The 13,105-nt window shown below is 27.4% G+C and carries 11 protein-coding genes; 1 reads left to right on the top strand and 10 read right to left on the bottom strand.

The genetic code is table 11. The features are described from left to right. Positions 1-893: 893 nt before the first annotated feature. On the bottom strand, positions 894-1,019 hold the full coding sequence (locus ARA19_RS18160) for a hypothetical protein (RefSeq protein WP_278321704.1): 126 nt from the start codon (positions 1,017-1,019) through the stop codon (positions 894-896). 911 nt (positions 1,020-1,930) lie between these two features. On the opposite strand from ARA19_RS18160, the gene ARA19_RS17900 reads away from it, so the two are divergent. Next, a complete protein-coding gene (locus ARA19_RS17900) occupies positions 1,931-2,248 on the top strand; it encodes a hypothetical protein (protein WP_147574412.1) in 318 nt (105 codons plus the stop codon). Between the two features lie 86 nt (positions 2,249-2,334). On the opposite strand, the gene ARA19_RS15680 is transcribed toward ARA19_RS17900, so the two are convergent. From ARA19_RS15680 to ARA19_RS15720, 9 genes are all read right to left on the bottom strand, one after another. Continuing rightward, positions 2,335-2,712, bottom strand: coding sequence for a DUF5412 family protein (locus tag ARA19_RS15680; protein WP_197276613.1), 378 nt, complete (start codon positions 2,710-2,712; stop codon positions 2,335-2,337). 340 nt (positions 2,713-3,052) lie between these two features. Beyond that, positions 3,053-4,342 carry a PTS sugar transporter subunit IIC gene (locus ARA19_RS15685; protein WP_055071864.1) on the bottom strand — a complete coding sequence of 430 codons (1,290 nt, stop codon included), beginning with the start codon at positions 4,340-4,342 and terminating at the stop codon, positions 3,053-3,055. Between the two features lie 107 nt (positions 4,343-4,449). Further along, entirely contained in the window at positions 4,450-5,784 is a 1,335-nt protein-coding gene (locus ARA19_RS15690) for a 6-phospho-beta-glucosidase (RefSeq protein WP_055071865.1), read from the bottom strand. 564 nt (positions 5,785-6,348) lie between these two features. Then, the gene (locus ARA19_RS15695; protein ID WP_055071866.1) at positions 6,349-7,437 is read right to left on the bottom strand and encodes a DUF871 domain-containing protein; all 1,089 of its coding nucleotides are present in this window, start codon (positions 7,435-7,437) and stop codon (positions 6,349-6,351) included. Positions 7,438-7,458: 21 nt separating this feature from the next. Next, complete coding sequence (locus ARA19_RS15700) at positions 7,459-8,349, bottom strand: N-acetylglucosamine kinase (RefSeq protein WP_055071867.1); 891 nt, start codon at positions 8,347-8,349, stop codon at positions 7,459-7,461. 115 nt (positions 8,350-8,464) lie between these two features. Then, the gene (locus ARA19_RS15705; RefSeq protein WP_055071868.1) at positions 8,465-8,770 is read right to left on the bottom strand and encodes a PTS lactose/cellobiose transporter subunit IIA; all 306 of its coding nucleotides are present in this window, start codon (positions 8,768-8,770) and stop codon (positions 8,465-8,467) included. 127 nt (positions 8,771-8,897) lie between these two features. Beyond that, positions 8,898-9,203: a PTS sugar transporter subunit IIB gene (locus ARA19_RS15710; protein ID WP_055071869.1), complete on the bottom strand. Its 306-nt coding sequence runs from the start codon at positions 9,201-9,203 to the stop codon at positions 8,898-8,900. Positions 9,204-9,421: 218 nt separating this feature from the next. Then, positions 9,422-12,166, bottom strand: a complete 2,745-nt coding sequence (locus ARA19_RS15715; RefSeq protein WP_055071870.1) for a sigma-54-dependent transcriptional regulator — start codon at positions 12,164-12,166, stop codon at positions 9,422-9,424. Between the two features lie 179 nt (positions 12,167-12,345). Then, positions 12,346-13,053, bottom strand: a complete 708-nt coding sequence (locus tag ARA19_RS15720) for a DUF3784 domain-containing protein (RefSeq protein ID WP_055071871.1) — start codon at positions 13,051-13,053, stop codon at positions 12,346-12,348. Between the last annotated feature and the right edge of the window lie 52 nt (positions 13,054-13,105).

Consider the following 13,105-nt stretch of genomic DNA (forward strand, 5'->3'; position numbering starts at 1 on the left):
CACATAATTATGATAATTTTATTATTAGTACTACATATAAGGGGGATTTATGAAAATAACATATACAATTACTAAAAAAGAATTTGATCTTGAATACTCTAACTTTTTCAAGCTAAAAAAATAAAATATATGACCTTAAAATTTATTGATAAATTTGATGACTCTTCTTCACAAGTTGAATTATTACTATTAAATAACTCAATAAAGGTAACTGAAAATGATACTACTATTGAATTACAATTTCATAATATAACTAATTTAATTGTAAGAGATAAATATATTTTTATGAGCACAGACTTTTTATATAAAATATTGCTTCCTATAAATGCATTTGAAAATGATGAAGCTAGGAATTTTTTTATTAATACAATTAAGTCTAATATGAACAATAACAAAAGAAAAAAATTTACTTATTACAATGAAAATATAATTATGGATTCTAAATATTCCTATATACTTTTAGTGATTCTTATACCATTTTTATATTCAATTTATATAAACTTTAATTTATTTGACCAAAATTCCTTTAATGAACTTCTATCATCAATACTATTAACTTCATCTGTAATGTCTTTAATAATTTATTTTATCTTTATAAAATTTCAAAAAAAATATATAGAACTAAGAAATCCAGATAATAGCTTTTCATTAAGCATAGATAACAATAATATAATAATATCCAATGATAGCTTTCAAACTACTAATAAACTAACTAATATAAACAATGTCCAAGTACTAAAGAAAAATATTTATTTTTATAATAAGAAAAATATTTTGTTTAAAAACTTTTTCATACCCAAACTCTACTTTAATAACAAATCAGAGTTATCTACATTTATAAGCTCCATAAAACATAAGAAAAATTCTATTAAAATAAAAAAGAACATAATTTTTTATAGTACGTCCTTATTTACACTACTTTTTTCATTAGGTCTTTTAACTCTTATAGTTCCATATATCTCAGATATAATCGCATCAATTATTTTATTATTGATCTTATTAATTTTTAAAATATTCATGTATATTATAATGTTCATCAGATCCATATTAAATTAACTTATGCTTTCTAGTAAATTTAATACATTATTGAAAATTTATACATATAACACTATTATAATTAAAATATATTGAATACTAAGGAGGGAATAAATGAAAAGCTCAAAAAAAGATTTATATAAAAAAAGGCTCTTTCACTGATATAATAAAATCTATTTTAATAGCTTTCATCCTTATATTTATATCTTACTTTATATTTCCTAGTGATTATTTTAAAGATTTTAATTATGTAAAAACTAATAATATACCAACTATTCAGAGTGAATCAGTTACTTATCGCATAGAGCACGGATTTCGTGGCAGTAAATTTATTGTATTAGAAGTAAATGGTTTAGACTTTCGAATAGTAAATAGTGTTGTAAGAAAAAAATTTTTTAAACTCCAAAATACCTATAAAATCAAAAAAAAACTATACTATACAATATTTGCCGAATAGTAAGACAGTAATAAATATAAATTGAATATAAAACCTCTTTAATGTATTTTGATATTAATATAAAAAATAGTAGACATATTTTGAATAAAGAATGGCTCTGTCTTACTACAATTGAATATCTATTTAAAATGATACTATTTAATTGTTCTTTAGACTCAACCATATATTATCATTGAATTATCTATTAATATGAAGTAAGGAGGTAAAATGAATACTCTTGATAAAAAATCTAAATTAAAAATATTATGGTTAATACTTATAACTTTTTTACTTATCTCCAATATATTTAGTATTAACATACTAATTTATAATATTAACCCTAATCTTGTAAAGTGTATAATCTATATTTTAATCTTTGTTTTGCCAATATTATTTTTTGATTATACAAAATTAAAATATATAAAAAAAATATATATTCCCTTCAGTATTCTATTCTCATTGTTAAGTATTTTTACTTATAATTTTCTTTTTGCTGGTGAAACTTATTATAAATTTTCATCACCAAATAAAAATAGAACTTTGGTAGTATCAGAAGGAAGAAAAGATTCCTCTGTGCCTATATCTTTTTATGAGCTAAAATATAAGTTTATTATTAAATACTACGATACGAAATCGGTAACAATAGCAGATAATTACTTTCAGCCATTTGCTGAACACTCATATTCAGTAAAATGGTTGGATAACAATTCTGTTATAGTTGATTATTGTGTAAATCCTATGATAGACTCATGGAACACTATAACAATCCAATTCTAAATCAAGAAAAAGAACCATATAGATAAACAAGCTATATCTTCTATATGGCTCTTTTATTAATTAGGTCTAAATCATATTTCTCTCATTTAATCTACTAAACGCCAATCATAAACTTCATTTTTAATATTTAATTCCTTGTCGTTTATTACAATAGTTTTATCATTTATCCATCTTACATTAGAATCTTTTTCATGATAAGACCAATAAATATTCTTTTTAATTCCTAATTTATTAACTAATTCTCCTCTTATGGCAAAATCAACTGTTGCATTTCCCCCAATTAAGTATAAATTAACTTTATAATCTTTATTGGGTGAATGAACTTGAGATATTAATTCTCCCGTTGGTATATTTCTAATAGAATTAGATTTATATATCAGAATGTACATAGCTGGTATAAGACAGATTATTAAAACTATAATTAATACATATTTTTTCTTTTCATAATTACTCCTTATGTAAATTAATTACCAGCTATAATATTAAAACGCTAACTTATTAAATACAATTAATATACAATTAAATTAATGTTATATTTTAAAAGAATTCTTTTTTAATAGTATGCTCACTTTATGACCTCAACTAAAATTTATTATCTCATTGAATCATTCCTATATTTTCTATTTAAAACGTATTTTCTTCCACTATGTAAACTTAATGTACACAAACATATAACCACATAATATAAAATCATATTATATAATTAAAAAGAAAACTTAATATCAAATACTCTATTTTTTACATAACAAATAAAATTAAATATAAAAAAGCCCTAGATTTAAAATCTAGGACTTTTTATATTTATTAAGCTATTGAATTTTCTTCTTGTTCAGCTTCTAATTTTAACTCTTGGTTTGTTGCCATTCTTACAAAAGGCATGTAAATAGCTACTGATACAACTATACATAATATTGCAACTAAAGCTCCTCTTATTGAGTTAGTTGATAGGAATGCTCCTAATACTGGAGGCATTGTCCAAGCTGTTAGTATTGTAACCTTAGGCATAAATCCTATTAAAGTTAATACATAAGCTATTGTTCCTGAAACTACTGGTGCTAATACAAAAGGTATTAAGTATATTGGATTTAATACAAGTGGCATACCAAATATTATTGGCTCATTTATATTGAAGCAAGATGCTGCTCCACCAATCTTTGCAATAGCCATTTGAGTTTTACTCTTTCTACCAACTAATAAAATTGCAATAATTAAAGCAATTGTAGTTCCTGATCCACCCATATTAACAAATGAATCTAAGAATTGGCTGTTTACTATATGCTCTGGAGTCATACCAGCTTGTACTGCTGCTGTATTAGCTTCAGTTAATGGTAATAATACTGCACTTATAATTGGTGCTAATATATTTGAACCATGTAATCCAAAGAACCATAATAATTGTTGTACAATGATTAATATTATTAATCCATAAAAACTTCCTACAACACCTTGTAATGGTGCTTGTATAGCATTAAATAAAGCTTCATGTATGTTATGAATTCCAACATAACCAAATAATAATTTAGCAAAAGCAACTATTGCTAATATTATAATTGAAGGTATTAAAGCTGCAAATGATTTTGATACTGCTGGAGGTACTCCTTCAGGCATTTTTACAACTAATTTTGAATTTCCAGATAATTTAACAAATAATTCTGTTACTATTAAAGCAACTATAATAGATACAAATAATCCTGAACCACCTAAGTAAGTGTTTGGTATTGAACCATCTGCATTAGGTGTGTAAAGTAGCATTGTTGAACCTAAGGATAACATAGCTGCTGCTAAACCATCTTTTTCATAGCCTTTAGCTAAATGGTAAGCTATTGTACATGATGCTAATATTGCTAATATTGCAAAGGAACCATTATATATGTTTCCTCCAAAGTCTTTCCAATTTGAAGGCAACATGGCATTCATCATATTTTGATACCATTTAAAGCCTAAGTTATTTATTAATACTGCAAATGATCCTGCCATTATTAATGGACTTATTGTAACGAAGCCATCACGAATTGCAACTAAATGTCTTTGACCGCCTATTTTAGCTGCCACAGGAACAAAGTACTTTTCCATGAATTCTAAAAATCTATTCATTTTTTTCTCCCCCTTGTAAAACGTTTTCTTATCATTCCAAAGTTAAAAATTTAGTGTTCATAGGCATTTTTTGCCTATGAACTAAATTTTTTAACTAATAAACTAGTCTATTTACTAAAATACTCTTTGAATTGTGGTAAATAATCCTTATGAGCTTCTAATAATTCATCTACTAAAGTCTTAGCTAAAGCATCTGATGCTACTAATGGATTTACTGTTAAAGCAAGAACTGCTTTTTCATAATTTCCTTCTACCGCAGCTTCAATAACTAATCTTTCAAAAGTTTTAATCTCTTGGATTAATCCTCTAACTGCTATTGGTAATTCACCTATTTCAACTGGTTTTGGTCCATCCTTTGTGATTACACAAGAAACTTCTACAGCTGAATCATTATCAATCCCCTTAATAGCTCCATTGTTTATAGTATCTACAGGTTGAATATCTCTTTTATCATTATAGATAGAAGTTATTAATCTACAAGCTGCATCACTATAATAAGCTCCTCCCCTTTTCTCTAATTGAGGTGGCTTAATTGCTAAATTCGAATCTTTATATAAATCAAATAAATCCTTTTCTACACCTTTAACTACTTCAGCCCTTGTTTGCCCCTTTGAAAATTCTTTAAGTTCTTCATCAAGCATCTTATCTCTTTGGAAATAATACTTATGGTATGGACAAGGCATTACACCTAACCCTCTTATAAACTCTGCATTCCAAGAAAAGTCTGAAATATTCTTAACTATTTGTCCAACTTCCCCTTTCGCTAAAGCTTCTATTAATTCATCGGTTCTATCTTTACCCTTAACTGAAACCTTAGTTCCAAATACCATATGATTTAATCCAGCAAATGTCATTTCTAAATCTTTATGTTCCACATTTAAAACTTTTGATGCTGCCATCTCCATTCCTATTGGAACATTACATAGTCCTATATACTTACCATTTTTTCTAGTACCATATCTCATTAAAGCTTCAGTGACCATTCCTGCTGGATTAGTAAAGTTTATTAACCAAGCATCGGGACAAAGTTCACTCATATCTTTATCAATATCTAAGATTACTGGTATTGTTCTTAATGCTTTAAACATTCCACCAGCACCATTAGTTTCTTGTCCTATAACCCCATGACTTAAAGGAATTCTTTCATCTTTTATTCTTGCATCTAAAAGACCAACTCTCATTTGAGTAGTTACAAAGTCCGCATCCTTTAAAGCTTCTCTTCTATCTAAAGTTAAATGAACTTCCATAGGTAATCCTGCTTTTTCAACCATTCTCTTAGCAAGATTTCCTACTATATCTAATTTTTCTTTTCCCTCTTCTATATCAACAAGCCATAATTCTCTTACTGGTAATTCACCGTATCTTTTTATAAATCCTTCAACTAACTCTGGAGTGTAGCTTGAGCCTCCGCCAATCGTTACTATTTTAATTCCCTTACTCATTTGCTTTTCACCTCTCTACACTTTTTCTTTAATTCTTATGCAAATATATATAGCAATAACCATGCCAAAATTAATTTTAGATATAAATTTATTATAATTGGCTATATAACTAACTTTATACACAGTTCACAACTTACACACTTCGACATTTTTTTCGTGCATTTCTGTGTAATTTGTCAATTTATCGCTCTTTATATTAAAAAATAATCAATAAAAATAAGTATATTTTATTAAATCAATTAATTTGTAATTCATTTTATTTACCTGATGGAAATATTAATAATATTTTGTTCATTATTACCATACTTAGGATACAATTTATTAATAAACTTAAGTGTGTAATGAGTAATTAAGCAAAAAATAAGGGGCTGTATAAATCAGCCCCTTAACGTGAGTTTGGAAATTTTAGAAACTATTGTAGAAAAAAATATTAGAGCTCCCTTACGTAAGTGAGTGGTCACAAATGATGAACCTATATAGCTAGATAAAATACAAAGAGGATGTATCTGTAATTTGATACATCCTCTTTTAACTCACTTAAATTTCACCTAAATTAAGCTTTACTTATTTTTTCTCAAAACCAAAACTCATCCATGGTTCAATATAATCTAATAAGAATATTTCTTCTTCAACAATTCTTCCTACTACGCTTGTCTTACCATAATTCTTCATATCCTTAATAGCAACTTGTAGTTCTCCTGCATATCTAGTATATAAATCTGAATCAATTAATATATCTCCTCTTTTTATATCCCTAGTATTTTTAGGAGGGAATGGTGTTCCTTTGTATTTAACTCTACTTTGAGTACTTCTTATCATATATTCTGAAACATCTCCTCTATTAAAGTGATGTTCTTCTAATATAATTTTCTTTTCTATTTCTGAAGCTTCATCATATATTTCTACATTTAATGTTATCATTTCTTTATTTAATTCACTTAAAGCTTTTAATTCTTCTTCTGAAGCAAAAGCATTTGCTATTATAACATCATCTATTAATCCTGTAGCAAATAAATGTTTAGCTTGTACCACTATAGGAAGATTTCTGTGTTCTTCTAAAGTACATAAACCTTCTGATACTGGCCATGGACCATGGTCTGCTGATGGTGAATTAACAAAAGCAGCTGTTCTTATGCCTAAATCTTTAAATTGCTTTGAGCATTTTATGAAATGCTCATAGGATAATCCAGTATAAATATGTGGATAGAAGTTATGACAACCATATAAATTTTCTTTATTTGGTTGATATGAAAGTATATTATCTAAATACTTAGTTCCATTACTTACATTAAGCTCTATTTTTAATCCATATTTGTTATATGTCATTATTGCTTCTTCATGTCCACTAAATCCCATATCTAATCTTATTCCACTTAACCCCATATCAGCAAATAACTTTAGATCATGAATTGAAGCATTTAATCTTTTAAATACTGTTGGATCTAAATCTGCAATAACTTCCATTCCTTCTTCCTTAGCAGCATTAAGCATAACCTTAAATTCTTCAACTATTTCTTCAACAGTTTTATCCTCTGCTGATAAAAGACAAGTGAAAATTCTCTTAAAACCATATTTTCCTGCTAAATGAATATAATCAACAATCTCATTTATTGGTTTGTGATTTGGATAAACTGAAATACCTAATCTTCTCATAATCTTTACCTCACTCTTCAATTAAATAGTTTTTTTATACATATAATAAGCACCCTTAGCAGCTGAAACATTATCATCTATAAATGAAATAACATTTATATTTTCAGATAACGCTTTTTCAAAAGCCTCTCTAAATATTCTACTTTTTCTTACAACTCCGCCAACAAGTCCTATAGAACATTTTTCAAATCCTAATTTCTTATAAACATTTTCCGTAGTCTTAGCTAAAGCTTTTGCTTCATCCTCTAATATTTTCTTAGCTAAAGTATCCCCTTCCTCAGCTAACATTGATACTATAGGCGCCCCTACAGCAATCTTATCTTTAGAAGATGAATAAACAAAATCTATAATTTCATCAACTTCTTTTATATTAAGCTTTTCCATTAACTTTATAGTTAATTTTGACTTTTCTAAAGAATTATCATATTCATAAATCATATTTTTAATAGCTTCAATTGATAGTTTATATCCACTACCTTCATCACCAAGCATATGGCCCCAACCACCACATCTTGTTGATTTATTTTCTTTAATACCAAAAGCTATAGAACCTGTTCCCGCTATAGTTAATATTCCATCTTCACCTTTTAGCATAGCTCTTAAAGCGAGTTCCCCATCATTAACAACTACAGGTGTAGTTCCAATTTTTTTATTTATTTCTTCTTTTATAATGTCAATATTATTTCCCGTTTCGGCCCCTGCGATTCCTAAATATAGTCCCTTTAAATTTTCTAATCCATATTTATTAGTTAATCCCTTAATAGCATCTACTATATTATTTAATGCCTCTTCTTTTCCGTTAATTAAATTAGCAAATCCAGTTAGTGATTTATCTAAAGCATTTCCCTCTAAATCGTAAGCCACTGCTTCTGTTTTTGTTCCACCACCGTCTACACCTATAATATAATGCATATTATTCACCCACTTTCATTAAAATTCATCATTTAATCTATTATCAACCAATACCCCTTATATACATACAGGCCGCACCAACACCTATTTGGTACAGCCCTCTATGAAGGAAAAATTATTTTGAAGCTAACTTTTCATGTAAGTCTATTATTTCAGCTGCTAAATCTTTAACAACCATTGATGTCATTAAGTGATCTTGAGCATGTACTAATAATAGTGAAACTTCTACTTTATCTCCGCCAGCTTCTTTTTGAATAAGAGCTGTTTGAGAATGATGGGCTTCACCTAATTGTGTTGCAGCTTTTTCTACTAATTCTTTTGCTTCTGCAAAACTTCCAGCTTTAGCTAATTGCATAGCTTCCATAGCGTAACTTCTAGCTTCTCCACTATGTATTATAAGATTCATTATCATTTCTTCCATGTATCTTTCACTCCTCTAAACTCCCTAATTTTAGGCATTACACACATTTATTTAATATATAAAATTTAAATATAAGGAAATTCAAGTGAATTTCCTTATATTATTTATTTTTAAACTAACTTTAATATTAACCTATTAATTCTAATGCTCTGTTAAGAACTTTTTCACCATTCATAGTTCCATAAGCTACAGTATCAATAACTTCTACTGGAAGTCCTTTTCCTGCTGTTAAGTCTTGGAATTTTTTTAATAAGAATCTAACTTGTGGTCCTAATAATAAAACATCTACATCATCTATTTTATTTTTAGCATCAGCTTCTGCTACTGCTTCTATTGAAACTTCTATACCTTTAGCTTTTGCAGCTGCTTCCATTTTAGTTACTAATAAACTTGTTGACATTCCTGCTGAACAAACTAATAATATCTTTTTCATAATTAATTCCTCCTGTATGGTACATAAATTAAATTTATCAATTTAATATTTTTCTTTTATTTTTCTTATGCTATATATTATAGCAATAACCATGCCAAGTTTTTTTTACACATTATTATTACTAAACCTAGTATTTTCCCCATTTTCCCGTAGTAAAAATATAAAAAGGTAGTGTGTTAAAAAATACACACTACCTTTTTAGTACACAGTTTTAATTACTACATAATATTATTTTTAATCATCTTTACAATATAAGCTAAGTCATTATCAGCTATATGAATTTCATAATTGACCTCTAATATCTTTAAAGCTTTTCTTATCATTATAAATTCCTTACTATTTCTATCTCTATATTCATTAAGTCCATTAAAAGTTGTTTCTTTTCCTCCCTTTTTAAGCTTATCTATTAAGAAACAAAAATGCATTATAATTCCTAGCTTAACATCTTCAGCTATACTTATTCCCAAATCACTTTCTATATTATATAAAGCCGTTCTACAATCGTTTATTAAATCATGACAATTTATTGATTTGATTTGACTTTTTAGTGAATCACCTATATTCAAGTAATTAATTTCTCTGTTAATTAAATTATTTAATTTATCTTGTCCCTCTTTTGTGAATATCTCAGCCGCTGAAATAAACGGAATATTTTCTGTATACAGATTAACAGTTCCTACTATAGATAATATAGAATATTGTTCCTTTAACTTCTCTAAATTTCTATAGAATTCATCTTTATCTATTATATTCATAGGAATGACTTCTATGAAATCTTCCTTATCTATTTTTTCTTCTATTAATTGCTTTAATTTTTCCGCTGATCCTTCACCTGTAAAACATGTTGTTACTATAGCTAGCTTTTTATTCTTATATGCAGTAGTATTACTATTTTTTAAACCATATCTATTTATTTCAATACATGAATTATATATAGAATTAATATCTCTTCCATTTAGAGCCTTTCTACCAGCTTCAATAACTGCTAAAGTACTAACCATATCTACAGTTCTAGTATTTATTCCTGTTTCTTCTTTTATCATATCCCCAAAATTTACTAAGGACCCCATATCAGCAAGGATTATTACACCCTTACCTTCATCTATTTCCTCAACCTTTTCTTTAACAGCATCATACATCACTTCAGCCTTCATAGTTAAAGGCATATCTAAGGCTTTAACCCAATCATCTTCACCAATTAAAGTGTTTGCAACCTCAACCATACTTGTGGCTGTAGCTCTACCGTGCATTATTACTAACACTCCAACCTTACTATCATCTTCCTTATATAGCTTATTTGGATTTGTTGCTAGGAACATAGTTATATAACCAATTTCATCTAGTGATATTTCTACCCCAAATTTCTTTTCTATAATTCTAGCTATCTCCATTGCTACCATGAATTCATCACTATAGTTAGTTTTTATAGCATTTAACTTAGGATGATAAATTTTTCTTCCATTCATTATTCTTTCTATACTTCCTTGAAGATGGAGAGCTAGTCCAAAATAAACTTTTTCATCAAACTCTCTATTTAATCTCTTAGATGCATAAGCTAAAGAACTTTCTACAATATTTATAATCTTTTCATTTACTATCTTAGATATCTCTTCTTTTCTAAAACTTCCTTTTAAACTACTTATATATTTTCTAAAATATCCTTCTATATCAAGATTTAAAATATCACTTATTTCATTATCTTGTAGTCCTTGTTTTTTTAATTCATCAATTTTGTTTTCGATAACTGAGTAAAAATAATCATTTTCTGAATTATTTATATTACTTTCTATTTCTAAATTCTTTTTCTTTGTTTCATCTTTATAGGAAAAACAAATTATATCATCTAAATTATTAAATAAGACGTCTAATTCAGCTCTGTAATCTTTAAGCTTCATTATTCCTTTTTTTATTCTACCCTGAAGATCATGTTGCTCAACAATTATTATATTTTTCAAATTAGATTTATAGTTTAGAAATGCCTTTGCACAACATAATTGTAAATCACTTTTTAATTGTCCTATATTATTTGTACAATCATATAATAAAAATGAAATTAAAGAATTTTTATTGAAATATATACTTTCTCCAAGTCTTAAAGATTCCGCTCTTATAAATTCTGCTAAAAGCTCATATCTTTCTTTCAAGCTTCTTTCTCTAAGAGGTGGAAGAATTATAGTCATAGGAATTCTTCTTGTAAATGTCTTAAGTAAATAGGATTTAGGGTCTTCAGTTGTAGCTGCTATTATTTGAAGCTTTACACTGATTTGTTTTTCGGTTTCCCCTAAAGGTCTAAAAAATCCCTTATCTATAAAAGTAAATAACATTTCTTGTCCTTGAGGAGATAATCTGTGTATTTCATCTAAAAATAAGATTCCTCCATCTGCTTTTTTTAATAATCCATCCCTATCTGCATCTGCCCCTGTAAAAGCTCCTTTTTTCACACCGAAAATTTGAGCTATAACAAGCTGTGGATTATCAGCATAGTCCGCACAATTGAATCTTACAAAAGGTGCTTTTTCATCTAATATTTGAGACTCTTTAGCAAAGCTATACATAGCTTCTGCAAACATTGACTTTCCTACACCTGTTTCACCTAAAATTATTGTATGTAGCCCTGTTGGAGGATATAATATAGCTGCCTTAGCTTGTTGTATAGGCACCTGTAAAGATGAATGTGCCCCTACTAATTCATCTAATGAACTTTCCTTTATTAATTTATCAATTTTATTGGTAGTTAAAACTTCTTCTTTTTCAATCTTTAATTTTGCTCTTTTTACATTATAAATAACTGGGCGCCCCTCTTTTTTATCTACCTTTCCATCTGCATATAACTTATTTAAGTACCTACTGATATTGGCTCTATCAAGTCCCATATAATCACTAAGTTCACTTGCAGTTATCCCTTTCTCTTGCTTTTCTTCAAGTTCAATGGCTGCTTTTAGTATATCGTCTATCTTGCTCATCTAAAGCTCCTCCAAGTAATAAAAAAAATTTCTTTTACTAATTATTATTATACAATATTTAATTACCTCTTTTACAAAGTAAAATACCTATTTATCATAAATAATAAATAGGCAAATAAATTGTTAATATTAAATTAATTTATCAAATAAACCATAATATTGCAATAATAATGTTTATATTATCTATTTTTTATTCCATTATATATATCAAAAATTTCATTTTTTCCTTTAAAATTCATATAAATATCCCCTTTTGTAGATACTATCTTTAAGTAAGGTCCATAGTCTTTTTCTAAATATAAATGGATTCTTTCATTATTCTTAGTTATAAATATTCCCTTCTTATATTTCCCTATAGCACTTCCATTTTCTCTTCTAATAACAGGTGGCATTCTATCTACCAAATCTACGGATTTAATTTCCTCATTATTAAGATTTATACCATAAAACCCCTCAATAGCTACTCTCTCCTGCGTTACTTCAACCTTATTCTTCTCAGTAGAAGCTGCCAAAACTACAATGAAAATAAGTACAGGTATAGCTAAAATCACAGCTAACCCTAATTTTTCACCTTTGCTTTTTTTATTACTATCAAACCTCTGACAGTAGATGACAGTTCCTATTGTAAGTACAGGTATAAAAATACCTACTAAAGAAATAACCTTCGGAAAATAAGGCTCAAGTAAAGCAGAAACAATAATAGCACAGCCTATTCCATATAATAAAAAAGATATAATCCGAGCAAGTCCCTTAATATCAACCTTTTCCTTTTCTTCGTCACTGGCAGTATTATACCCCAAAATAAGCCAATAACATTTAAATTTTCCTATAGCAATTCCCAACCCAAAAAATAAAATACCCATGAAAAAAATAAAAACACCACTCATAAAAATCCCCCTTAACCCACACTTACATTGTAATATTTTTCTTAATATAAAT

The organism is Clostridium massiliamazoniense (assembly GCF_001403635.1).
Lineage (GTDB): Bacteria > Bacillota > Clostridia > Clostridiales > Clostridiaceae > Sarcina > Sarcina massiliamazoniense.

Coding starts and splice junctions, on each gene's coding strand:
- ARA19_RS18160 (WP_278321704.1), bottom strand. CDS start 1,019: ATGAATATTTTAAAAATTAATAAGATCAATAATAAAATAATTGATGCG.
- ARA19_RS15685 (WP_055071864.1), bottom strand. CDS start 4,342: ATGAATAGATTTTTAGAATTCATGGAAAAGTACTTTGTTCCTGTGGCA.
- ARA19_RS15690 (WP_055071865.1), bottom strand. CDS start 5,784: ATGAGTAAGGGAATTAAAATAGTAACGATTGGCGGAGGCTCAAGCTAC.
- ARA19_RS15695 (WP_055071866.1), bottom strand. CDS start 7,437: ATGAGAAGATTAGGTATTTCAGTTTATCCAAATCACAAACCAATAAAT.
- ARA19_RS15700 (WP_055071867.1), bottom strand. CDS start 8,349: ATGCATTATATTATAGGTGTAGACGGTGGTGGAACAAAAACAGAAGCA.
- ARA19_RS15705 (WP_055071868.1), bottom strand. CDS start 8,770: ATGGAAGAAATGATAATGAATCTTATAATACATAGTGGAGAAGCTAGA.
- ARA19_RS15710 (WP_055071869.1), bottom strand. CDS start 9,203: ATGAAAAAGATATTATTAGTTTGTTCAGCAGGAATGTCAACAAGTTTA.
- ARA19_RS15715 (WP_055071870.1), bottom strand. CDS start 12,166: ATGAGCAAGATAGACGATATACTAAAAGCAGCCATTGAACTTGAAGAA.
- ARA19_RS15720 (WP_055071871.1), bottom strand. CDS start 13,053: ATGAGTGGTGTTTTTATTTTTTTCATGGGTATTTTATTTTTTGGGTTG.